This is a genomic window from Roseateles noduli, assembly GCF_050626985.1.
Classification (GTDB): Bacteria; Pseudomonadota; Gammaproteobacteria; order Burkholderiales; family Burkholderiaceae_C; genus Roseateles; species Roseateles noduli_A.
Window position 1 is genome coordinate 4962607 of record NZ_CP192463.1, and the last position, 23821, is coordinate 4986427.

Below are 23821 nucleotides of genomic sequence, written 5' to 3' on the forward strand. Positions count from 1 at the left end.
AGCGAGCGGTCCCGCCCCCATGAACCTTCAACAGTTGCGCATCGTCCGCGAGGCGGTGCAGCAGAACTTCAACCTGACCGAGGTGGCGGCGGCGCTGTTCACCTCGCAGTCGGGGGTGAGCAAGCACATCAAGGACCTGGAGGACGAGCTCGGCGTCGAGCTCTTCCAGCGCCGCGGCAAGCGCCTGCTCGGGCTGACCGAGCCGGGCAAGGAGCTGGCGGTCGTCGTCGACCGCATGCTGCAGGACGTGCGCAACATCAAGCGTCTGGCGCAGCAGTTCAGCAGCGCCGACCAGGGCCAGCTGACGATCGCGACGACGCACACGCAGGCGCGGTATGCGCTGCCGCAGGTCGTGGCGCGCTTCAAGGCGGCCTATCCGCGCGTGCACCTGGTGCTGCACCAGGGCAGTCCGTCGGAGATCGTCTCGCTGCTGCAGTCGGGCGAGGCCGACATCGGCATCGCCACCGAGGCGCTCGGCAAGGACGACGCCTTCGTCACCTTCCCGTTCTACGAGTGGCGCCACGCGGTGGTCGTGCCGGAAGGGCATGCGCTGACGCGCCAGCCGCTGTCGCTGGAAGCACTCGCCGAGCAGCCGCTGATCACGTACCACGAGGGCTACACCGGCCGCGCGCGCATCGACGCGAGCTTCGCCGCGGCCGGCCTGGCGCCGGACCTGGTGATGTCGGCGCTGGATGCGGACGTCATCAAGACCTACGTGCAGATCGGGCTGGGCGTCGGCGTGATCGCGGCGATGGCCTTCGAGCCCGCGCGCGACGCCGGCCTGCAACTGATCGATGCGACCCACCTGTTCCCGCCCAACACGACGCGCATCGCGCTCAAGCGCGGCCACTACCTGCGCGGCTTCGCCTATCGCTTCCTGCAGGAATGCGTGGCCGAGCTGACCGAGGACGCGGTGCGCGAGGCGATGGATCCGGACGCCTGAGCCCACCCGCGCACCCCTGCGCGACGGCGGGCAAGGTTTGCAGCTTGGGCCTTCTATCCACATGCCTCCAGCGCGGGAATGCTTATCGATTTTTGTTGGAGGACACCGGGGTCGCGGATTCGAATAATCAATCCGCATAAGCAATCCGCTTTCCCGACGTGTCCTGACGTCCCCGACGCTTTCCGATGTCTCCCGCTTCGGCTGACGTTCCACCCCGATGTGTGGCCGACGATGAACTTCCAGCAACTCCGATCCGTCCGCGAGGCCCAGCGCCGCAACTTCAACCTGACCGAGGTCGCGCAGGCGCTGCACACCTCGCAGCCCGGCGTGAGCCGTCAGATCCGCGAGCTCGAGGACGAGCTCGGCATCGACATCTTCATCCGCGCCGGCAAGCGCCTCACCGGGCTCACCGAGCCGGGTCGCAACGTGATGCCCATCGTCGAGCGCCTGCTGCGCGAGGCCGAGAACCTGCGCCGCGCCGGCGAGGACTTCGCCCGCGCCGACAGCGGCCACCTGCGCATCGCGGCGACGCACAGCCAGGCGCGGTATGCGCTGCCGCCGGCGGTGCGCGACTTCCGCGAGTCGCATCCCGAGGTCAGCCTGCAGTTCACGCAGGGCTCGCCGCAGCAGGTCGCGCGGCTGCTGATCGACGGCGAGGCGGACATCGGCATCGCGACCGAAGCGCTCGCGCTGCATCCGCAGCTGCTGACGCTGCCCTGCTACCGCTGGACCCACACGGTGCTGGTGCCGCCGGGCCATCCGCTGGAGGCCGAAGCCAACGCGGGCACGCCGCTGACGCTGGAGCGCCTCGCCGAGTTCCCGGTCATCACCTACGAGACCGGCTACACCGGCCGCTCGCACATCGACGATGCCTTCGCGGCGGCGGGCCTCGACCTCAACGTCGTGCTGGTTGCGATGGACGCGGACGTGATCAAGACCTACGTCGAGCTGGGCCTGGGCGTGGGCATCGTCGCCGCGATCGCCTACGACGAGGAACGCGACCGCCACCTGCGCTCGATCGACGCACGGCACCTGTTCGCCGACAACCTGACGCGGCTCGCCGTGCGCCGCGACGCCTATCTGCGCGACTACGTCTACGCGTTCATCGAGACCTTCGCGCCGCCGCTGTCGCGCGAGCTGGTCGAGCAGGCGCGCGTCGCGCCCAACGGCTCGGATTGAAGGACCCATCGACGGACCCATCGACAGCCCGATCGACGGGCTGCTCGACGGCCCATTCGATGGACACGGGGTCCCATCGAGGGGTGCCGAAAGAATTTCTGCATGTGCATAGAGCGGGTGCACAGCAAAGCAACGCAGAAAGCATTGGTTCAACGCGGAGAGGGCGCTTCCTAGAGTGACGGGCTCACCTGTTCACTCCCACAAGGAAGTCTCTTGAAGCAGTTCGTCGACCACGTGGCCCGCCTGACCGGACCGGCCGCCACGCTGGCCGCGGCACTCGCCGCAGCCTATCCCGTCACCGGCGCCTTCGCACAGGCCCAGCCGCCCACTTCGCCCACTCCGCCCGCCGCGTCCACCGCGCCGGCATCGGCCGCCGCATCCACACAGGACACGGCCAAGGACGCGCCGCTGCCGTCGGTGGTCGTCACCGGCTCGCGCATCTCGCGCGTCAACAGCGAGGGGCCGAGTCCGATCACCGTGATCAAGTCGGAGGACCTGGACCGGCTCGGCTACAAGAACGTCTCCGACGCACTGAGCAGCCTGACCGAGAACACCGGCTTCACGCAGGGCGAGGACTTCGGCAACACCTTCACGCCGGCCGCCAATGCGATCAGCCTGCGCGGCCTCGGCCCCAACCACACGCTGGTGCTGGTCAACGGCCGGCGCGTCGCCGACTACCCGACCGCCTATGAGGGCTCGGTCAACTTCGTCAACATCGCCAACATCCCGTCCGCGCTGATCGACCGCATCGAGGTCCTCAGCGGCGGCGCCTCGTCGGTGTACGGCTCCGACGCGATCGCGGGCGTCGTCAACATCGTGCTGAAGAAGCACGTCGACGGCGTCACCGTGAACCTGCGCGCCGGCAGCACCCAACGCGGCGGCGGCGAGAACGCGCGCGCGCAGATCACCGGCGGCCTCGATGCCGGCGCCCTGCAGGTCGTGTGGGGCGTCGAGCTCAGCGGCCGCGAGCCGATCTGGAGCCGCCAGCGCGACTTCATGGCCGACACGACGCTGCAAGGCGCCGCGCCGACGGTCGTCTTCGGCCGGCGCAACGCGACCGGCGGCGCCTACCTCACGCCGACCGACGGCTGCGCGGGCGCGGGCACGCTGTTCGAGGGCTCGGTCTCGGCCTACACGGCGAGGAACGGCACCTACTGCGGCAGCGGCCGCGCGTCGCCGACGTACTGGACGACGCAGACCGGCAACCGCAGCGCGCAGGCGGCGGGCGCGCTGACGCTCGCGCTGGACCACGGCCTCGAGCTGTTCGGCGAGGGCCAGTTCGGCTGGGCGCGGACCGAGAACAACACGCGTGGGCCGAGCTGGACCTCGGACATCGCGAGCAAGGGCTACTTCCGCAATGCCGCGACGGGCCAGCTGGAGATCTGGACGCGTCGCTTCGCGCCCGAGGAAATCGGCGGCGTGGACCGCTTCAACCGCAAGTGGCAGGACTCGACGCACAACGTCGCCGTCGGCGCGCGCGGCGAGCTGACCGGATCCTGGACCTTCGAGGTGGCGGCCAACAGCTCCTACTACCTGAACCGCACCACGACGCCGCGGCTGACGGCGGGCATCGAACAGCTGCTGCTCGGGCAGAAGCTCGGCACCGAGGCGGACGGCACGGCGATCTATTCGGCCGATCCGGCACGGCTGTTCCGCCCCCTGACGCCGCAGGAGATCGACAGCGTCACCGACCGCAGCTGGACGCGCAACGCCAGCTGGAACCAGCAGCTGAGCGCGTCCGCCAGCGGCGAGTGGTTCAAGCTGCCCGGCGGTCCGGTGCGCGCGGCCGTCGTGGCTGAGGCAGGCACGCAAGGCTTCCGCAATGAAGCCGACCCGCGGCTGGGCCAAGGCGTCTTCTACAACACGAGCACTTCGCCGACCGTGCGCGGCACGCGCGAGCGGCTGGCCTTGGGCGGCGAGCTCAATGCGCCGATCACGAAGCAGCTGACCGCGACCTTGGCCGCGCGGCACGACCGCTACGAATTCGCCGGCCGCAGCGACGGCAGCACGACCTACAACGCGGGCCTCGAGTTCCGACCGCTCTCGACGCTGCTGCTGCGCGCGCAGCACGCGACCAGCTTCCGCGCGCCGGACATGAATTACATCTTCGCGCAGCAGACGAAGGGCTACTACTCGTCGTCGACGGACTACTACCGCTGCGCGCAGACCGGCCAGCCGCTGTCGACCTGCGACTTCGCGGACGTCTCGCCCGGCTTCAACTTCGTGCGCACGGGCTCGTCGGAGCTGAAGTCGGAACGCGGTCGCTCATGGGGCGTGGGTGCGGTGTGGCAACCGGCCTCGTCCTTCGACGTATCGCTGGACCTGTGGAAGATCGCGATCCGCGACCTGGTCACCGACCTCAGCGCCGACGGCGTGCTGCGCGACGAGTCGGACTGCCGCACCGGCATCAAGGACATCCAGTCGCCGACCTGCGTGGACGCGATCGCGCGCGTGCGCCGCAACCCGGCCGACGCACTGGTCCGCCCGGGCGAGGTCGCGGAGGTCCGTGTCAATCCGATCAACGCGGCGAGCGAATCGACCTGGGGCCTCGACGTCGGCACGCGTTACACCTGGGCGACGGCCGTGTGGGGCAAATGGACGGTCGACGCGAAGTACACGCGGGTCAAGAGCTTCAAGTACCAGCAGTTCGCCGGCGACGAGAACCGCAACGTCGTGGGCACGGCGGACTTCAGCGATTGGCCGAGCCGGCTCAACGCGAGCGTGGTCTGGCAGACCGGCGACTGGACGCATGCCGTCTCGGCGAAGCGCAACGGCCGCATCGCGCGCGAGGACCACGAGGGCACGCTGGGTCCCTACTGGAACTTCAACGCGAGCACCGCGTGGCAGATCGGCAAGCAGACGCGCGTCAGCCTGATCGTCAACAACCTGTTCGACAAGATCCGCCGCGATCCGAGCGCCACCTGGCCGTACTACCCGGTCGGCTACTACTCGCCGCACGGGCGGCAAGGCTGGATCGAGCTGGAGCACCGCTTCGGCGCCTGAGACCGACCCAAGCCCCCGGACGACGCGGGTGACCGCGCCGTTCCACCGGTTCCGACTGCCGCGGCGACCCCGCCCCGGCTTGCGGGCCGCCCCTCACGAGGGGGCGGCCCTTTTTTCCGGGAACGATGCAAAGCAAAGCAGATCTTCTTCGTTCCCTTTGACTGTGCGCTTGCCTACATTGGGCGCTCCCCTCAACCCCCCGTGATGAGAAGAATCCCGTGAACCCCATTCGCCGTCTCCGTCGCACTGTCTCGCTGCTCGCCACCGCCGCCCTGCTGAGCGGTGCCGCGCTGATGCCCCTGGCCCATGCGCAGGGCTCGGTCACGCTGCTCAACGTGTCGTACGACCCGACGCGCGAGCTCTACCAGGACTACAACGCCGCGTTCGCGAAGTACTGGAAGGCCAAGACGGGCGAGACGGTGACGGTGAAGAACTCGCACGGCGGCTCGGGCAAGCAGGCGCGCTCGGTGATCGACGGCCTGGATGCGGATGTCGTCACGCTGGCGCTGGCCTACGACATCGACGCACTGCACGACCACGGCAAGCTGCTGCCCGCCGACTGGCAGAAGCGCCTGCCGAGCAACGCGTCGCCCTACACCTCGACCATCGTGTTCCTGGTCCGCAAGGGCAACCCGAAGCACATCAACGACTGGCCGGACCTGGCCCGCAGCGGCATCGACGTGATCACGCCGAATCCGAAGACCTCGGGCGGCGCGCGCTGGAACTACCTGGCCGCGTGGGCGTATTCGCTGAAGCAGCCGGGCGGCAACGCCGACTCGGCCAAGGCCTTCGTCAAGCGCATCTATGCGAACACCAAGGTGCTGGACTCCGGCGCCCGCGGCTCCACGACGACCTTCGTCGAACGCGGCATCGGCGACGTGCTGATCGCCTGGGAGAACGAGGCCTACCTGGCGGTGAAGGAACTGGGTCCGGACAAGTTCCAGATCGTCACGCCGAGCCTGTCGATCCTGGCCGAGCCGCCGGTGTCGGTGGTGGACAAGACGGTCGACAAGAAGGGCACGCGCAAGGTGGCGCAGGCGTATCTGGAGTACCTGTACTCGCCGGAAGGCCAGGAGATCGCGGCCAAGAACTACTACCGTCCGCGGGACCCCAAGATCGCCGCGAAGTACGCCAAGACCTTCGCGCCGGTGAAGCTGGTGACCATCGACGAGGTCTTCGGCGGCTGGCGCAACGCGCAGAAGACGCACTTCGACGACGGCGGCGTCTTCGACCAGATCAGCGCGGTGCGCTGAGTCCCGACGGGACTGCGCTTCACGCTGTCAACGTTTGTCTCCTCGGTCGGTCTCGGGCGCCGCGCAAGCGACGTCATAGGCAACCAGACCGTTCGCTCTGTGCGAGCAGCCCCGCTGGCGGCAAGTCGGCGGGGCCTTTTTTCGTCCGCCTCGCCGGAACCTGCCGGGCAGTGACCCACTGCCGGTCCACGGCGCGGACCCTGAGCGCCATGCGACAGCGGCCGGCAACGTTCCCCGTATGCTGTGGTCCGTGAAGTTCCTCGCTCCGATCCGTTCGCGCCTTGTCGCCGTCCTGCCGTTGACCATCCTGCTGCTGGCGGCGCCGCACGCAGGCGCGCAAGGGCCTGGCGCAACACCCGCCCCCACGCCAGCCGTCACCAGGATCACCTGGCTCGCCTCGGAACACGCGCCGCAGATGACCGGCGCCGACGCCAGCGGCGTGACCGGGCGCGTGATCGCCTACCTCGAGAAGCAATGGCCGGGCGTCCGGCACGAGATCGTCTTCGCCAACGCCAAGCGCAGCTGGCAGATGATCGAGAACGGCGAAGAGGTGTGCCGCGCCAACGTGGTCCGCACGCCCGATCGCGAGAAGGCGGCCTACTTCATCAACACCCAGCTCACGCCGCCGCCGGGCCTGATCGTGCGCCGCGACAAGCTCAAGCGCCTTCCGCGCAACGCCGCCGGTGAAGTGCAGCTGGCGCGGCTGCTCGCCGATCCGTCGCTGCGCGGCGCGCTGATCGACGGCCGCAGCTACGGTCCGGTGCTCGACGAGATGCTCGCCGCGCGGCCCGCCGACAGCACGGTCTCGCTCTACTCGCCCAAGGACTTCGGCGCACGCGTGCTGCAGATGCTCAGCCTCGGGCGCGCCGACTATTCGGTGGAGATGGACATGGCGCTGGTCATGGCCGGAAATCCGGCGGACCTGGTCAGCGTGCCGATCCAGGGCGCGAGCGACCTGGTGATGGCCGGCATCGCCTGCCCGCGCACGCCGTGGGGGCTCGCCGCCATCCGCGGCATCGACAAGGCCTACGGCCGACCCGAGGGCGCCGCCACCCTGCGGCGGGGCCTCATGCGCTGGCTCACGCCGGAAACCAAGGCCCACTACGCGGCCCGCTTCGATGCGTTCTATCGCGAACGCAGCAAGCCGTCCCGCATCGACCCCTGATCGACACCGTCAGTCCTCGTCGGTCCTCATTGGAGCTTGCCGGTGAACGCCGGCCGCCGCCGACGGGCCCGAGACGCCGCCGCGCGTGGCGCTGGTGACGCTCAGGACTGCCGCTCGACGCGGTTGCGGCCGCCGTCCTTCGCGCGATACAGCGCCTGGTCGGCACGACCGAGCAGCTCCTCGACCCGGAGGTCCTCCGGTCGCAGCGCCGTCACGCCGAAGCTCGCCGTGAGCGACGCCAGCGGCGAGCCCGGCTGCAGCGCCAGCCCGCTGATCTCGATGTGATGCCGCAGGCGCTCCACCAGGTGCGTCGCGTCCTCCAGCGAGGTCTGGGGCAGCAGCAGTCCGAATTCCTCGCCGCCGAGCCGGCCCAGCAGGTCCTGCTTGCGCACGATCTGCGCGCACAGCTGCACCAGGTGGCACAGCGCGGCGTCGCCGCGCGCGTGGCCCAGCGTGTCGTTGATGCGCTTGAAGTGATCGACGTCCATCATCACCAGCGACATCTCCAGCCCGTAGCGCCGGCTGCGCGCCAGTTCCGCGTCGGCATGCTCCAGGAAGCAGCGCCGGTTGGCCGCGCCGGTCAGCGCGTCCGTCGTCGCCAGCCGCTGCAGCTCGATCTCCAGGCGCTTGCGGTCGGTGAAGTCCACCAGCGTGCTCAGCACCGACGGCGCGCCGTCGTACACCACCGGCACCATCGACAGCAGCATCCACAGCTCGCTGCCGTCGGCCGCCAGCAGGCAGATCTCCTCGCCCTGCAGCCGGCCTTGTTCCTTGAACTTCACCTGCATGCGGTCCCGCTCTCCGGGCTCGCGGTAGAAGCTGATCGCCGGCTTGCCGACGAGGTCGTCCAGCGGACGTCCCACGATCGCCGCCGACGGTCCGTTCGCGTACACGATCAGGGCATCGTGCTCGCGCGTCACGACCATCGGGATCGGCGCGTGATCCAGCACCGCGCGCAGACGCTCCTCGCTGTCGGCGAGTTCGCGCGTGCGCTGCGCCACGCGACGCTCGAGGTTGGCGTTGAGCTCCTGCAGCTCGGTCACCAGCCGGGCGTTGTCCACGGCGTTCACGACGTTGGCGCACAGCAGTTCCAGGAAGCTCACGCGCGCCTCGGTGAACACGCCCGCCGCCGCGGCGTTCTCCAGGTACAGCGCGCCCACCGTCTGCCCCTGCTTGAGCAGCGGCAGCGCCAGCACCGAGCGGGGCGGCGAGGGGTGGCGCTGGAAGTAGTCCTCCATCGTTGCCAGGCCGCGCGCGTCGACGATCAACTCGCGCCGGCCGTCGCGCAGCACGCGGCTCATCAGCGTCAGCGGCAGTTGCTGTCCCGCGCGCTCCAGCGGCAGCTGCTCCAGCAGGTGCAGCGTCGGCGACTCGCCGAGCGTCGCCTCCGCCTGCAGCACCCAGCGCGAGGCGCCCGCCGTGCCGCTCGCCAGCACGATCGCCGCGCGCTGCGCGCCGGCGTTCTCGGCGACGACCTCCAACAGGCGGCGCAACAGGCGCGGCAGATCGGGCTGGCTGCTGATCGCCTGCACCGCCTTCGTCAGCGTGCTGAGATCGGCGGCATCGGCGCGGATCTCGCCTCCCTCGGAGCCTGCGTCGATCGAGGCGTCCCGGTCCTCGGCCGGCAGCGACAGCGCCTCGCCCGCGAGCGCCGTGATGCCCCAGTCCTTCCAGGTCTTCTGCAGCCGCCATCGGGCCTGACCGGCGCGCGCCGGCGCGCGGTCTCGCCACGCGTCGACCTGCGCCCGCAGGACGGCCGCCACGTCGAGCGGCGTTCCCTGCGGTCCCTCCGCCGCTGCCAGCGCCTGGGCCAGCAGACGATCGATCTCTTCCTCCGGCGCGGCCGCCAGCATCGCCTGCTGCGCCAGCAGCAGCGCGATGCGGTCCTGCAGATGCCCGGGCCCGGCGTCGCACCACCGTTGCAGGCGACGCAGCGCGTCGTCCTCGAGCGCCTGATCGCGCGCGCCGCCCGCCAGCGCGACGCGTTGCGCGGCCCACGCGGCGATGAAGAGCAGCAGCGATTGCGCATGCATGCCGCGCCCCGCGGCGAAGCGCGCTCGCGCCTCCAGCGCCAGGCGCAGCGCGGGCTCGGGCCGATCGGCGATGAAATGCAGCACCGCCTGCCAGCCGTGCAGGAACATCAGTCCGGTCTGGTCCTGGCGCTCACCGTAGGTCCGCGCGAGCGCCTCCAGCCCTTCGAAGCCATCCTCCGGCAACCGGGGCTGCCGCAACGCGCGCACGAGTCCGAGCAGCGCGTCCTCATAGTCCGCCGCGACCGGCTGGCGCATCGCGCGCAGGCGCTGGCCGTGCGTGACCAGCTGATCCTCCAGCGCCGGCAGCGGCATGCCCGACAGCAGCGCATGCACGTCGTGGACGTAAAGGCCGAGGCCCGCATGGCGCAGGTTGCCGAACTCCAGCCCGTTGCGATGCGTCTGCATCAGGCCGTCCATGCTGACGCGCAGCCCCTGCACCCAATGGCTGAGGAAGGCGTGGAACGAGAAGCCCGCGTGCGCGAAGACTTGCATCCAGCCGTGCCGCTCGACAAGCGCCGTCGACATTCGGCCCAGGTCGTGGGCGAAGCGGTAGTCGCCGAGGAATTCCGCGCACATCAGCCCCAGCACCGAGTACGCCGACAGCGCCTGCGGCACGTGGCCGTGGTCGACCATCAGCCGGACCTGGAACAGCGTCAGCAGCGGCAGCAGCGCCGGCCGCACGATGTAGGCCGCGGCTGTCATCTTGGCGGCGATCGAGATCAGCAGCAGCCGTTGCTCGTCGCGCATCGGTCCGCGCTCGGCCAGCGTGTCCAGGCCGATGGCGGCGATCTCCTGCTGCAGGGCGGCCAGCAGCTGCATGACCTGCCCCATCGCGTCGGGGCCGTCGGCGCGCGGCAGCTCCGCACCGAGCAGCAGGAACAGCTCCAATCCGAGGTCGACGGTCTCCGCGAGCCGGCCCTGCGCGTAGAAAGCCTCCATGCGGACTTCCAGCAGCCGCGCGCGCTGCGCGTTGTCCTCGGCATCGGCGATCGCCGATTCGAGCAACGCGTCCATGCGGGCCGGGCGCCCGGCCAGATAGGCCATCCGCGCCGCGTGATGCAGCCAGGCGGCGCGATGCGGCGAGTTGGGCGCCAGCTCGAGCGCGAGCTCCGCGTAATCCGCCGCCGGCTCGAAGGCGGCGGCGTCCATCGCCTGCCGGGACGCCAGGGCGTTGAATCCGGCCAGCGCCTGGCGTTCGGCGTCGTGGTGCGGCTCGTGCAGCAGCAGACGCGACGCGTTCAGGTGATGCAGCACCGTGTAGGGGAGCGGCACGTCCGGATGCAAGGCGCGATGGCCGTCGCGCAGCAGCCGGCCGATGCGCAGCTGCAGCGCGGGACGCTGGTCGGCCGCGATGCGCTGCAAGGCCGCTTCCTGCACGCGGTCATGGGCGAAGGCATAACGGACCGACTCGCTGGCATGGCCTTGCAGCTGCGGCGCGTAGCGGTACAGCGCGCTCGCCGGCACCAGCAGCTGCGCCTGCAGCGCCGGCAGCAGATCGGTGGCGAGCCGATCGGCCGGGACATCGAGCGCGGTGGCCAGGCTGTCGAGCCCGAAGCCCGCGCCCAGCAGCGCCGCCACGCTGAGCGCCTGTCGCGTCGTGTCGGGCAGGCGCTCGAGCTGCTGCAGCATCAGCGCGACGACGTTGTCCGCCGTGCGCGTGGCCGCGATGCGCTCCAGCGCGTGATCCCAGCGCTGTGCGGTGGCGTCGTAATGGATCAGGCCGCGACGGACCAGGTCCTCCAGCAGCCGACGAAGGAAGAACGGATTCCCGGCCGTGCGGGTCTGGCAGAGGCGCGCGAGCTCGTCGAGTCCCGCGTCCTCCTCGGCCGGATCCCGACGCAGGCTGTCGGCCAGCAGATGGCGCGTGTCGTCGAGTCCGAGAGGGCCGACGCGCAACGGCATGAAGCGCTCGCCGAGCTGCTGACGCAGTTCCGCCAGTTCCTGTGCGACCGGATGGCCGGGCGGGACCTCGTTGTCGCGATAGGCCACGACGAACAGCGTGTGGCGCAAGGTCGCGTCGTGCAGGCACTCGCGCAGCAGTCGGCGCGAGGCGCGGTCGGCCCATTGCCAGTCGTCGAGGAACAGCGTCTGCGGCTCGCCCTCGCGCGCCAGCGCGGCGAAGCCCTGGCTGACGGCGCGCAGGAAGCGGTTCTCCGCCTCGGCCGGTCCGACCGGCATCAGCGGTGCATCCAGGGCCAGCAACGGCGTCATCTCCGGCAGCGCCTGCGAGAGCAGCGCGGCATTCGCGCCGAGGCGCTCGCGCAGCCGCTCGCGCCAGACGGTCTGCTGAGGCGCGGGCAAGGCCAGCACCTGCGCGGCGCGCTGGACCAGCAGGTGCAGCAGCGGACCGTAGGGACGGTCCTGGCCGTACTGGTTGAACTTGGCAGCCGCGAAGTGCCCGCGCTGCGCGAGCAGGCTGCGTTGCGCCGCCAGCACCAGCGCGGTCTTGCCGATGCCGGAGAAGCCCGACACGGCCACCAGTCCCGCACCGGCGGCCTGCCCCTGGGCGGCATCCTCGAAGGCCAGTCCCAGCTGCGCCTGCGCCGATTCGCGGCCGTAGAGCCGCCCGCTCGGCTGGAAGCGCACGGCGGCGTCGCCCTGTCCGGCCTCGAAGCCCGGCAACCCGCGGCCCTGCTCCAGCGCCGCCTCGCAGAGCTGCAGGTCGTGCCGCAGCGCCTGGTGGCTCTGGTAACGGCCTTCGGGCTCCTTGTGCAGGCAGTGCGCGACGACGTGCGCCAGCGGCGCGAAGACCTGGTGATTGCGCGTCGTCGCCATCGGCGCCGCGAGCGCCAGATGCGCATGCACGGCACGCGCGGGATCGTCGATGTCGAACGGCGGCGCGCCGGTCAGCGCTTCCAGCAGCGTGGCGCCGAGGCTGTAGAAATCGGCCCGGTAGTCGACATCGCGGCTCATGCGGCCGGTCAGCTCCGGCGCGAGCGTCGCGAGCGACGCCTCGATCAGTTCGGCCCGCTGGACCAGCGGTCGCTCGCGCTCGATCTCGGCGGCGAGCCCGAGGTCCGCGATCAGCACCTTGCGCGCGTCGCGGCCCGCGCCGGGCAGCAGCAGGATCTGGCCGGGCCCGAGATTGCGGTGGATGAGGCCCTGTCCGTGCAGGTGCTGGAGCGCTTCGACGAGGTCGTGCGCGATGCGGATCAACGCGTCGTTGCCCAGCGTGCCGCGGCGCAGGCGGTGCCGCAGGGTCTCCGCGCCCAGATCGGGCAGCAGCAGCGCGGGACGGCCGTCGGGCGCGATCCACGCCGAGGGACGCAGGATGAAGACGGGATCAAGGCGTTGGGCCAGCTCGAACTCGCGGCGCAGCCGGGCCACGGCGGCGGCATCGGGACGAGCATCCCGCAGGCGCTTGAGCAGCGCCGTGCCGCCTTGGCCATCGCCCACCCGGACGACCTCGCTCCGGCGGCCCTGGTGGAGCATCTGCTCGGCCTGCCAGGCACCCGGGTCGGTCGCCTCCCACGCTCGTCTGTCCTTCATCCCATCTGCTCTCTGTTGTCCACGGACTGTAACGGCTGGCTGCGACAGGCCCGCCTTCCTCCGCCGTCAAGGCGACCACGTCCGCGGGAGGAAGCGGAAGAAAGCGACAGATCCGCCCGGCTTCGTGGCGTGGCGTGCACGGTGCTGTCCGCGTGCGGGCCAGGGATCGGCAGATGACCGATTCGATCAAGAAACTGACCCGTTTCGGTCACTGACGCCTGGCGGAGTTCCACAAAGCGTGAACGCCCTTCGCAGGCCCACTGGAACCCCGCCATGAACCGACCCTCTGCCGTCCGTCTTCCCCTCCCGCGCCCCGCCGCGCTCTGCGTTGCGCTGTTGCTGGCCGGCTGCGCCTCCCCCACTGGCCAATGGCTCCGGGACGGCGCATCGCCGACCGATGTCCACCGTGAGCTGTTCGACTGCGAGCGGGAAGCCGCCCGGATGTATCCGCCCTCGATCACGAGCACTCCGGCGTACGCCGGGCCGGTGGCCGAGCGCACGACATGCACGAAGAAGGGGGACACCCTCGATTGCAGCACCACGACCCCGCAGGTCTTCTCCCCCCGGGTCATCGATGCCAACGAAGGTAATCGCTACCGCGCGGAAGGGTCCTGCATGCGCGGCAAGGGCTTTTTCTGGCGCGAGGACCGCTGAGCGGCCGGCGGACGAAGCACGAGGGCCGCACGATGCGGCCCTCGTTCATTGGCGCCTGGCGGCACTGTCCGTTGCAATCGGCTTCAGCTGCCGTACTTGATCGAACAGCCGTAGGGCTTGGTGCTCGCGTGCGTGATCTTCTTGCCGGCGGCCAGCTCGCCCAGCGCCGTCTTCACGTAGGGATCAGCCTTGGCGATGTCGTCGGCCTTGGCGGTCGCGATGCTGTCGATGCCGCCCTTGTAGACCAGCACGCCTTGCGGATTGACGATGAACAGGTGCGGCGAGGTCTGCGCGCCGTAGGCCTTGCCCAACTGGCCGCTCGGATCGAGCAGCACCTGCGTCGGCGCCGCGCCGCGATCCTTGTTCAGCTTCGTCGCCGTCGCGCCGTCGACATGGCCCTGCTGGCCGGGCGCGGACGAGATCACCTGCAGCCACACGACGCCTTGCGCGGTGGCTTCCTTCTGCAGCGCCGGGATGTTGCCGCCGCCGTAATGCTTCTTCACGAAGGGGCAGTCGTGGTTGGTCCATTCCAGCACGACGGTCTTGCCCTTGTAGCTGTCCAGCGTGACCGTCTTGCCGTCCGCCGTGGTCGCGCTGAAGGCGGGCGCGGGCTGGTCGATCTGCGCTTGCGCGTGCGCCAGTCCGGTCATGGCCATCGACGCCGCGATCGCGGCACCGGCCAGCACGGCGCGCCGTGACAGCGCGCCGCGGAACGGGGAGGTCATGGAAGTCATCGGGTGATTCATGGGAGGTCTCCAGGATGAAAGCGGCAATGGGACGGGAACGGCATGGGCCGGCGGCTCAGGAAGTGCCAGCCCTCAGGGCCGTGGTGACGATGCCGGGCGTCAGCAGTTGCGGCAGCACCTGCGCGCCACTGCCCGTCCCGGCCGGATAGAACAGGTACAGCGGAACGCCGCTGCGGTCGTGCTGCTTCAGCAACTCGGTGATGCGGGGGTCCTGACGGGTCCAGTCGCCCTTGAGGTAGGTCACGCCCTGCTTCTCGAAGGCATCGCGCACTTCGTCTGTGGACAGCGCGACGCGCTCGTTCACGAGACAGGTGATGCACCACGACGCGGTCAGGTTCACGAACACCGGCTTGCCTTGCGCGCGCAGCTGGGCCAGACGTTCGGGCGAGTAGGGCTCGTGGTCAGCAGCTGCAGCTCGTTGGGGACTGCCCGATGTCGCCGCGTCTGGTGACTCGTTGCCGCCGATCGCTGACAGCGTCGGAAACAGCGCCGCGGCCGCCGCCAGCGATGCGATGGCGGCGCCTGTGCCGGTCCATTGCCAGCGCGACGACGCATTCCGGCTCACCGAACGGATCCAGGCGGCCAGCGCCAACAGGCCCATGCCCGCGAGCGCCACGAGCACGCCCATCGGTCCGACCTGCTGCGCAATCACCCACACCAGCCAGATGGCCGCAGCAAACATCGGGAAAGCGAGCGCCTGCTTGAGCACGTCCATCCAGACGCCGGGACGAGGCATGCGCCGCTGCAGCGCGGGCCACCAGGCCAGGGCCAGATAGGGCAGCGCCAGACCCAGTCCGAGCGACAGGAAGACAGCCATCAGTTCCGCCGCCGGTTGCGCCAGCGCGTACGCCATCGCCGCGCCCATGAACGGCGCCGTGCACGGTGTCGCGACAACCGTCGCGAGCACGCCCGTGAAGAAGCTGCCGGCGAGTCCGGGCTTGCTCGCCAGGCCCTGACCCACGCCCGCGAAACCCACACCGATCTGCAGCTGGCCCGCCAGCGACAGACCCAGCACGAACATCAGCCAGGCTAGCAGCAGCACGAATAGCGGCGAGTGGAACTGGAAGCCCCAGCCCACGCTGCCGCCCGCGCCGCGCAACGCGAGCAGCGCGCCGCCGAGCACGGCAAAAGCGATCAACACCCCCGCGGTATAGGCCAGACCCTGGCGGCGATGCTCGCCGGCACTGCCATGCAGGAAGCCCAACGCCTTGATCGCCAGCACCGGGAACACGCAGGGCATGAGGTTCAGGATCAGGCCGCCGATCAATGCGAGGCCCATGGCTCCCCAGAGGCTGATGCTAGATCCGCTGGCGGAGGATGTGCCCGCCGTTGACGCCTCCACCGGTGTAACGACCGTTGCGGGCGTCGACGTCGGCGCCGTTGCCGTGCCGCTGACCGGCAGGCTGACTTCCCATGCCTGGCCATCCACCAGCAGCAGCCCGTTCAACGGCTTGCCGGCCGGGGCGGGTTCCTCGCCGACCGGCGCGCGCAATCGCCAGTCATCACCGACGCGGTCGAGCTGGCTTCGCGGCATGCTGCACGCGACCCCAATCCTGCGGCATGAACAGCGCCTGCTTGACCTCGGGCGTGGCCGACACGGGCCACGTCACGAGCAGGTCCTTTCCCTCCAAGCGGGCGGCGGCCTGGAACGATGCCTTGCCGGGCAGGGCGGCGCGCGCGGTGGACAAGATGGTGGCTTCCGCCGAGTCCTTCGCTGCGGCACCGATGGGAATCGACAACGCGAGCGTCGCCTGCTGCGGGATGCATTCCTCGCGGCAGACGAGCCAGGAGGCCTCGGCGGTCACGGTCGCCGTCTGCCCTGGGGTCAGGTCTTGCGGAAGACGGACCTCGGTCAACAACAGGACCTGGTCCTCGTAGCCGTAGTTGGTGATGGGTCCGATGTCGAAGCGTTTGGGTGCCGGCCAGAGGATTTCGCCGGCGGTCGCGCCCTTGGGCAGCGTCCATTCGATGCTGGTGGGCTGGCCGGAGTCGCCGGGGTTTTTCCAGTACGTGTGCCAATGGGGCGCGATGCGTTGTTCGAGCGCGAGAAGCAGCGTCTGGCCTGGAGCCACCTGAGAGGACGCGCTGATCAGCCGGACCTGGACCTCGTCGGTGGCGGAGCGATCCGTGGGTGGTGCGGCGTTCGCTGCGGACGCGAGGGTGGCCAGCGCGGCGAATGTCGCTACTGCCGCCGATCGCAGGGGGTTCAAGGGAACGAGTGGCATGGGCGCGATGCTAGGCAATGGTCCTGACCCTCACAAGGCGTCGACCTTCCTTGTTTCCTTACTTCCACGATTCGAAGAAACCGGAAAAGCCGATATCCGCGATCCACGCCATCCGTGAAGTCGCCAAGAAATGGAGGTCAGCGAGTGCGAGTGGGGCCGGAATGGGGCTTGGGGGTCCAGGAGGGATCCCCCATGCCCCGTGGAGAGCCCGCGCTTGGCCAAGCGGTGTCCAGGGACCTCAAAAAGCGCAAAAACCGGCGCGCAAAAACGCTGAGAGCCTGACAACCCCTGCCAGGGACGAACGCTGGAATCAGCCGTTCGGAATGTCCGGTTCAACAAGTTGGGCAAGCAGGGTCAAGGACTCCTGCCAGCCCAGATAGCAGGCTTGGGAAGGGATGACATCGGGGATGCCTTCCTGCGTGACGTTCATTTCGGTCCCGCAGAAAACAGCCGTCAGCTCGATGGTCGTCGTCATGTCGCCGGGCAGGTTGGGGTCGTCGAAGCGGCTCGTGTAGCGGAGCTTTTTCCCGGGCTCGAGTTCGAGGTATTCCCCGCCGAAGCTGTGCGATCCGCCGGCGGAGAGGTTGGTGAACGACATGCGCCAGGTGCCGCCAACCTTCGGATCCATGTGATGCATGGTCCCCGTGAAGCCATGCGGCGGCAGCCATTTGCACATCGCGGCCGCGTCGGTGAAGGCGCGATAGACGCGTTCCGGCGGTGCTTTCAGGACGCGGTGCAGACGGATGGTGAAGGGCATCGGTGTCTCCTGGATTCGTTCGCGAATGGAGAATCACCATAGCCTCGGAACGTGTCCGGCGCGAGACCCCGCGCCCCTGACAGGGATTCCACGGAGGAGGGTGTCTTGCGACCGCGGCTCACCGCGGTTCATCGCGGGTCAGGCCTTGCTCAGACCGAGAACGACCACTCCAGGATGCCGGCGCGCTCGGGCCGGCGCTCTCGCGCGGCACGCGCCTTGGCGGCCTCGACCCAGCGCTTGGCCAGCGGGAACGGACCGAAGCCGGACTCCGTGTTGATGTGCCCGACCAGGCCGATGTTGCTGTAGCTGCTGCCCCAGCGCGTGGCCCAGCGCAACGCGCTCGATGCACTCATCCAGGGATCGTTCTGGCTGGCGATCAGTGCCGTCGGACGACCCAGTCGCTGGTGCGGCAGGCTCTCCGCCAAGCCGAACTTGTCCGGCTCGGCCGGCGCGACCAGCAGCGCCTCGCGCACCGGCGAGTCCGGATGACGCTGCAGGTGATGCGCCAGCGCCAGGCAGCCGAAGCTGTGCGCCACGACGATCCATTCGCCAGGGCCGGCGTTGTCGATCCGCGCATGGATGCGCTCCGACCAGCGCTCCAGATCCGGATGGCTGAAATCGCGCTGACGCACCCGGTGCGCGTCGCGGTACTGCTGCTCGAGCCAGCTCTGCCAATGCGCCGGCCCGCTGTCGTGCAGGCCGGGGATGATCAGCAGGCGCGGCTCGGCGCTGCCGTTGTGCTGCGTCGCACGGAGAGGGTAGAGCGCCATGGCGATCTCCTGCTTGACTCGGGCCGACGGCTCACAGGGTGGCGATCGACACCTCGGTGGACTTCACCAGCGCGACGACTTCCTTGCCGACGGTCAGGTTGAGCTCCTTCACCGAGCGCGTCGTGATCACCGACGTGACGATCAGGCCGCCGGCGGTCTGCACGTCGACTTCCGAGACGACCGGACCTTCGACGATTTCCTTGATGGTGCCGCGGAACTGGTTGCGGACGTTGATGGCGGTGATGGTCATGTGAGGGGCTCCAGAAATGATGGGGACCAGCTTAGGCAGCGGGGCTCATTTGCCGAACGAAGCGCTTGATGGATCAACATGCACTGGCCGCATAAGGGGCGCGGAAGGGCGGGGGGAGGGCATGAGCGGTAAAGCGGAGGTAAAGCCGGTGCCGCCACTGCGCGATGCGCCCTGCCGGCGCCGTCACGCGGGAATCTCCGTTGAAGGCTGTCACGGAGCCCCGTGCACAATCCGCCATCCCCTGCCGGCCGCCGCCGGCGCACCGTTCGACATGGGTGTCTTGTCATGACCAAATCGTTTGCGCGCGGCCTGGCCGCGTTGTCGCTGATGGCCGTTTGTTGCGGTCAGGCCTTCGGATTCGGGGCCGTCGGCCACAACACCGTCGGTGAGATCGCCGCCCAGCTGATCAAGGGCCACCGCGCCGAAACCGAGGTCAAGCGCATCCTCGGTCCGGTCTCGCTGCGCGACATCGCCGTGTGGGACGACTGCGTGAAAGGCATCGACACCGGCAACGACTTCAAGTACGCCGTGACCGGTCGCTTCGCCGAGTGCGCGGTGTTCGAGAACAACGCCGAGGAAGAAGCCCGGATGCGCGACTACGTGAAGCGCAACTTCGAGCAGTGCCAGCCCAAGCCGGGCGAGGAGTCCTGCAACAAGCAGTACCACTATGCCAACGTCGCCATCCAGCGTGGGCGTTATGTGCCGGGTGCGATCGGCACCAGCGACCATGACCTGGTGCCGGCGCTGAAGGCGGCGATCCTGGTGCTGAAGACTGGCAAACAGACAGCGCCGATGGACTTCAACGAACGGGAGGCGTTGGCGCTGGTCGTGCATGCGATCGGCGACATGCATCAGCCGCTGCACATGGGTTCGTTGTACCTGGACGCGGACGGCAAGCCCTACGACCCGGACACGCAGGGGGCGGACGCGCAGACGCACACGGTGGGCGCGAACGCCATCACGCTGCCGAAGCCGGACGGCACCCCGGGCGGCAACCTGCACAGCTTCTGGGACGGCCTGCCGGGCCGGCTGAGCGCCGAGCAACTGGCGGCGATGCCGGGCCTGGCCAAGGATGTGCCGCCAGCGACGGGCAATCCGGACGACTGGCCCGTGCAGTGGGCGAGCGAGTCGCTGCTGGGCGCGCGCGATGCGTTCGACGGCATGAGCTTCGGCGCTCGCCAGCAGAGCCTGCGAGGCCCGCGCTGGCTGGCCACGCCTCCGGCGGGCTACGACGCTCGCAGCCTCGAACAGACGCGTCTGAACGTCATCAAGGGCGGCGCCCGCCTGGCGCAGATGCTGGAGAGCATCTGGCCGGACAAGGCAGACAAGAAATGACCGACCGGCCCAGGTGAACGAAAGCCCCGCAGTGCGGGGCTTTTGCATTCTGGGCCTTGCAGAACTCAGGCGATCAGCGCCTCGACCCCCTTCGACTCGACGAGTTGCAGGAGCCGCAGTGCGGTGCCGGTCGGTTGCTTGTTCGCTCTGGGAGATTCCCACTTCTGGACGGTCGACACGCTGACATTGAGGAACGCGGCGAAGACCGATTGGCTCATCTTCGCCACCCGCGTGCGGATGGCTGTGATCTGTTCGCTCGTATATGCCGGCGGCGGCGCGCAGAGCGATCGAATTTTTGCCATGCTCGTCTTGGACATGAGTCCATACGAGTTGAGGTCCTCGGCGAACTCGAGCAGGTCGCTCAACATGCGAGCTTCTTCAGGGTCCTTTCGTGCCATTGCAGATCTCCATCAATTGACCACAACGAATGGGCTCGGCCATGTCAGCACCAAGTCTGGCCTTTAGGTTCGACGCTGTCGCTGGCTCAAATCTGCGCTTTTGATCTTGATGGGCAGGCCTGTGCACAACCCTGGGGATGCGCGATGAACAACTGGCGGGTTATCCACAGCCGTTCCGGGCTGCCAGAAGTTGTTGTCTTTCCGTCCCGCAGTTCCCATGGGTTCGGCCCACACCATTGCCCTGCTCGCAAGTCCTTGTTCCGACAAGCAATTCGGGCGTTGTCCACACGAACCCGCGAACACCTACTAATACGACCAAGGAGATATTCAATACAAGAAGATAAGAAAAGCGGGCATGTCACACTCTCGGAATGTCTGCTTTACCTGCCTCTCCCGCTTCACTTTTCACCGCCTCGGCGGGGTTCGAGTCAGCGTGTCAGATCGACGCGCTCCCCCCAGGACACCGCTCGCGCGGTCTGCATGGTCACAGCTATCTGGCCACGGTCCGCGCCGAACTGCCCGCCGGTTGGGCACCGTTCCCCGGAGGCGAAGTCAGCGCGCTGCGCGACTGCCTCGAACGGTGCATCGCCCCGCTCGACCATGCGCTGCTGAACCAGCACATCACGCAGCCGACCGACGAGAACATCGCGCGCTGGATCCGGCACCGTCTCGAGACCGAATTCAAGGTCCCCGGCATCACGCAGGTCGGCATCCAGAGCACATCGAACTCCGGTGTCGACCTGGACGCCAACGGTCACGCGCATGTCTGGCGTCGATACCGCTTCCAGGCCGCCCATCAGTTGCCCAACGTCCCGATGGGCCACAAGTGCGGCCGCATGCACGGTCACGGGTTCGAACTGATCCTGCATGCCAACCAGGACCTCGGTGAGCGCGACTTGAGCATCGACTACGACCACCTCGACGAGCTGTGGGCACCGTTCCATGCGCAGTTGAACTACCAGTGCCTGAACGAGATCGAGGGCCTGTCCAATCCGACCAGCGAGTTGATCTCGTCCTGGCTGTGGGCTCGCCTGAAGCCACAGCTGCCCGAGCTGAGCTGGGTCACCGTCTATGAGACCGGTTCGAGCGGCGCCAACTTCGACGGCGAGCGCTACCGGATCTGGAAGGAGTTCACCCTCGACAGCGCGGTGAAGCTCGATCGCGCGCCGGCGGGGCATCCGCTGGCGGGCATCCACGGTCACACCTTCACCCTGCGCTTGCACCTGAGCGCGCCGCTGGACCAGGTCTACGGCTGGGCCATGGACTTCAGCGACGTGAAGCTGCTGTTCGATCCCATTTTCAAGGCGATGGACCACCACCCGCTGCATGAACTCGCCGGCCTGCCGGATTCGGACACCGCCAGCCTGGCGGCCTGGGTGCTGCAGCAGGCCAAGGCGCAGTTGCCGCCCCTGGAGCGCGTCGACCTGTACGAGACCCGTGGCAGCGGAGCGATCGTCAGCCATGGTCCGTTCGAGGAGCTGATTCCCGTATGACCTACGCCGTCAAGGAAATGTTCTACACGCTGCAGGGCGAGGGCGCTCAGGCCGGCCGCGCGGCCGTGTTCTGCCGCTTCGCCGGCTGCAACCTGTGGACCGGTCGCGAGCAGGACCGGGAGAAGGCCGTCTGCACCTTCTGCGATACCGACTTCGTCGGCACGGACGGGCAGGGTGGGGGCAAGTTCGCCTCGGCCGATGCCCTCGCGGAAGCCATCGACGCCAAGTGGCCCAAGGACGAGCACGGCCGCAAGACCGGCACGCCGTACGTCGTCTGTACCGGCGGCGAGCCGCTGCTGCAGCTCGACGGTCCGTTGATCACCGCGTTGAAGGCTCACGGCTTCGAGATCGCCGTCGAGACCAATGGCACCCAGCCCGCGCCTGAAGGCCTGGACTGGATCTGCGTCAGTCCCAAGGCCGATGCGGAAGTCGTGCTCACCCGGGGCAACGAGTTGAAGCTGGTTTATCCACAGCCCTTGGCCTTGCCGGAACGCTTCGCGGATCTGGCCTTCGACCACTTCTTCCTCCAGCCCATGGATTCGATCCTGCAGAAGCAGAACACCAGGGCGGCCATCGCGTATTGCATGGACCATCCGCAATGGAAGTTGTCGATCCAGATGCACAAGGTGGTCGGAATCGATTGAGGCGAACGGGGAAGTTATCCCCTTTTCCGTCGGTGCTAGCGCAAGTCGGACGCCGCTGTATAGCCAACAACGCTGTGGAAAACTTTCTGGCAACTGGCCACTTCTCCACAGGCCGGCACGGGGAGTCACCTGTTGTTGTCGATCCGTGCAACGCCAACGAGTCGCTCCACACACAAGGTTTCGGTCAGCTCAAGTCCTTGGTTCTGAAGGAAATTTCTGACTTGTCCACAAAAAGATCGTCCCTCTACTAAGACGACTAAAGAGATATTTAAAACCTTGATGTTGAAAACAGAGGCGAGAAAATCTTTGCGACGTTGCTGTCGTGTGCCTGCAGCGCACACGGCGCTTGAGCAGGCCGCGTCGGACTTGCACACTGCGAAGCCATGGACATCGCCGACCTGCAACGGCGGCTGCGCGACTTCGCCGCAGCCCGCGACTGGGACCCCTACCTCACGCCGAAGAACCTGGCGATGGCGCTGGTCGTGGAGTCGGCCGAGCTCGTCGAGATCTTCCAGTGGAAGACCGCCGAGGAGTCTCGGCAGCTGTCGCCCGAGGAGCATCAGCATCTGGGCGAGGAGATCGCCGACGTGTTGATGTACCTGCTGCAGATCGCCGATCGTGCCGGCATCGATGTGCAGGCCGCGGTCGATCGCAAGATCGCGATGAACGCCAAGAAATATCCCGCTCCGACTGCATGAAGCGCACCATCGCCGTCATCGACTTCGAGACCACCGGCAACTCACCGCAGGGTGGCGGCCGAGCCACCGAGATCGCCGCCGTGCTGCTGCGCGACGGGGAGATCGTCGGCCAGTACCAGAGCCTCATGAACACCGGCGCGTGGATCCCGCCGATGATCGAGCGCCTCACCGGCATCAGCAATGAGATGGTCGAGGACGCCCCCGATGCGGCCGAGGTCATGCGTGAGGTCGCGACGTTCACCGAAGGCTGCGGCTTCGTCGCGCACAACTCGAGCTTCGATCGCGGCTTCTGGCTGCATGAACTTGATCGCGCCGACGCTTCGCCGCGCATTGCGCCCGAGTTCGCCTGTACCGTGAAACTGGCTCGCCGCCTCTATCCGGATTCTCCGAACTGCAAGCTGGGAACGCTCGCCCGCTTTCATCGCCTGCCGGATAACGGTCGTGCTCACCGCGCGCTCGCGGATGCATTGACCACCGCTCAACTGGTGCAACGGATGCAGCGCGACATCGGTGTCGAACTCGCGGAATTTCTCGGGGAACTGAGCGTCGAACACGAGCTGTTGCTGCGCTTGCAAGCAGTGGCGCGTCCTCACTGGCACAAGGCCGCCACCGGTTTTGCCCGCGACTTCCGGCGTCATCTGCAGGTTTCACTGGTATGAAGTTCGCCTGTCGTTAGCCTTGTGGCGCGACATGGCTCGATGCGCCGCTGCGGCGATCAAGATCAGCAAAACATTTGCTGTCAAGGTCCCCGTTTGGTCGCATTGACTGGGACAATCCCGCCCTTTC

Annotated in this window: 19 protein-coding genes; 11 read left to right on the forward strand and 8 right to left on the reverse strand. The window is 68.2% G+C overall.

From position 1 onward, the window contains the following. Window positions 1–19 precede the first annotated feature (19 nt). The 5 genes from ACQ4L4_RS21515 (at window position 20) to ACQ4L4_RS21535 (ending at window position 7543) form a co-directional block, all read left to right on the forward strand. Entirely contained in the window at window positions 20–943 is a 924-nt protein-coding gene (locus tag ACQ4L4_RS21515) for a CysB family HTH-type transcriptional regulator (protein WP_431100896.1), read from the forward strand. A gap of 231 nt (window positions 944–1174) precedes the next feature. Beyond that, entirely contained in the window at window positions 1175–2122 is a 948-nt protein-coding gene (locus tag ACQ4L4_RS21520) for a CysB family HTH-type transcriptional regulator (RefSeq protein WP_088408061.1), read from the forward strand. A 213-nt stretch (window positions 2123–2335) separates the two neighbouring features. After that, a complete protein-coding gene (locus ACQ4L4_RS21525) occupies window positions 2336–5125 on the forward strand; it encodes a TonB-dependent receptor plug domain-containing protein (protein WP_431100897.1) in 2790 nt (929 codons plus the stop codon). Between the two features lie 293 nt (window positions 5126–5418). Beyond that, window positions 5419–6378: a sulfate ABC transporter substrate-binding protein gene (locus ACQ4L4_RS21530; protein ID WP_431104983.1), complete on the forward strand. Its 960-nt coding sequence runs from the start codon at window positions 5419–5421 to the stop codon at window positions 6376–6378. 238 nt (window positions 6379–6616) lie between these two features. Next, the gene (locus ACQ4L4_RS21535) at window positions 6617–7543 is read left to right on the forward strand and encodes a TIGR02285 family protein (protein ID WP_431100898.1); all 927 of its coding nucleotides are present in this window, start codon (window positions 6617–6619) and stop codon (window positions 7541–7543) included. A 101-nt stretch (window positions 7544–7644) separates the two neighbouring features. Here ACQ4L4_RS21535 and ACQ4L4_RS21540 read toward each other — a convergent pair whose 3' ends face one another. After that, window positions 7645–13065 (reverse strand): diguanylate cyclase, encoded by a 5421-nt coding sequence (locus tag ACQ4L4_RS21540; RefSeq protein ID WP_431100899.1) that lies wholly within the window; start codon window positions 13063–13065, stop codon window positions 7645–7647. Window positions 13066–13338: 273 nt separating this feature from the next. Here ACQ4L4_RS21540 and ACQ4L4_RS21545 point away from each other — a divergent pair, with 273 nt between their 5' ends. Further along, on the forward strand, window positions 13339–13719 hold the full coding sequence (locus ACQ4L4_RS21545) for a hypothetical protein (RefSeq protein ID WP_431100900.1): 381 nt from the start codon (window positions 13339–13341) through the stop codon (window positions 13717–13719). Window positions 13720–13802: 83 nt separating this feature from the next. Here ACQ4L4_RS21545 and ACQ4L4_RS21550 read toward each other — a convergent pair whose 3' ends face one another. The 6 genes from ACQ4L4_RS21550 to ACQ4L4_RS21575 form a co-directional block, all read right to left on the reverse strand. Beyond that, the gene (locus ACQ4L4_RS21550) at window positions 13803–14453 is read right to left on the reverse strand and encodes a redoxin domain-containing protein (protein ID WP_431100901.1); all 651 of its coding nucleotides are present in this window, start codon (window positions 14451–14453) and stop codon (window positions 13803–13805) included. A 67-nt stretch (window positions 14454–14520) separates the two neighbouring features. Further along, window positions 14521–15999, reverse strand: a complete 1479-nt coding sequence (locus tag ACQ4L4_RS21555) for a protein-disulfide reductase DsbD family protein (RefSeq protein ID WP_431100902.1) — start codon at window positions 15997–15999, stop codon at window positions 14521–14523. After that, entirely contained in the window at window positions 15968–16690 is a 723-nt protein-coding gene (locus ACQ4L4_RS21560) for a protein-disulfide reductase DsbD domain-containing protein (protein ID WP_431100903.1), read from the reverse strand. Before ACQ4L4_RS21560 ends, ACQ4L4_RS21555 begins: the two co-directional genes overlap by 32 nt. Before the next feature lie 310 nt (window positions 16691–17000). Further along, entirely contained in the window at window positions 17001–17447 is a 447-nt protein-coding gene (locus ACQ4L4_RS21565) for an SRPBCC family protein (RefSeq protein ID WP_431100904.1), read from the reverse strand. Window positions 17448–17596: 149 nt separating this feature from the next. Next, on the reverse strand, window positions 17597–18217 hold the full coding sequence (locus ACQ4L4_RS21570) for an RBBP9/YdeN family alpha/beta hydrolase (protein ID WP_377158868.1): 621 nt from the start codon (window positions 18215–18217) through the stop codon (window positions 17597–17599). A 31-nt stretch (window positions 18218–18248) separates the two neighbouring features. After that, window positions 18249–18467, reverse strand: coding sequence for a TOBE domain-containing protein (locus tag ACQ4L4_RS21575; protein WP_377158865.1), 219 nt, complete (start codon window positions 18465–18467; stop codon window positions 18249–18251). Between the two features lie 285 nt (window positions 18468–18752). On the opposite strand from ACQ4L4_RS21575, the gene ACQ4L4_RS21580 reads away from it, so the two are divergent. Then, on the forward strand, window positions 18753–19802 hold the full coding sequence (locus ACQ4L4_RS21580; RefSeq protein WP_431100905.1) for a S1/P1 nuclease: 1050 nt from the start codon (window positions 18753–18755) through the stop codon (window positions 19800–19802). A gap of 65 nt (window positions 19803–19867) precedes the next feature. Here ACQ4L4_RS21580 and ACQ4L4_RS21585 read toward each other — a convergent pair whose 3' ends face one another. Further along, window positions 19868–20170, reverse strand: a complete 303-nt coding sequence (locus tag ACQ4L4_RS21585; protein ID WP_431100906.1) for a helix-turn-helix domain-containing protein — start codon at window positions 20168–20170, stop codon at window positions 19868–19870. Between the two features lie 401 nt (window positions 20171–20571). On the opposite strand from ACQ4L4_RS21585, the gene ACQ4L4_RS21590 reads away from it, so the two are divergent. The 4 genes from ACQ4L4_RS21590 to ACQ4L4_RS21605 all read left to right on the forward strand — a co-directional run bounded on the left by ACQ4L4_RS21590 (window position 20572) and on the right by ACQ4L4_RS21605 (window position 23694). After that, window positions 20572–21693: a 6-pyruvoyl trahydropterin synthase family protein gene (locus tag ACQ4L4_RS21590; protein WP_431100907.1), complete on the forward strand. Its 1122-nt coding sequence runs from the start codon at window positions 20572–20574 to the stop codon at window positions 21691–21693. Beyond that, a complete protein-coding gene (gene queE / locus ACQ4L4_RS21595; protein WP_431100908.1) occupies window positions 21690–22337 on the forward strand; it encodes a 7-carboxy-7-deazaguanine synthase in 648 nt (215 codons plus the stop codon). The genes ACQ4L4_RS21590 and queE overlap by 4 nt, the downstream gene beginning before the upstream one ends. 383 nt (window positions 22338–22720) lie before the next feature. Continuing rightward, complete coding sequence (locus ACQ4L4_RS21600) at window positions 22721–23035, forward strand: nucleotide pyrophosphohydrolase (RefSeq protein WP_431100909.1); 315 nt, start codon at window positions 22721–22723, stop codon at window positions 23033–23035. Next, window positions 23032–23694, forward strand: a complete 663-nt coding sequence (locus ACQ4L4_RS21605) for a 3'-5' exonuclease (RefSeq protein ID WP_431100910.1) — start codon at window positions 23032–23034, stop codon at window positions 23692–23694. The genes ACQ4L4_RS21600 and ACQ4L4_RS21605 overlap by 4 nt, the downstream gene beginning before the upstream one ends. The last annotated feature ends 127 nt before the right edge of the window (window positions 23695–23821 follow it).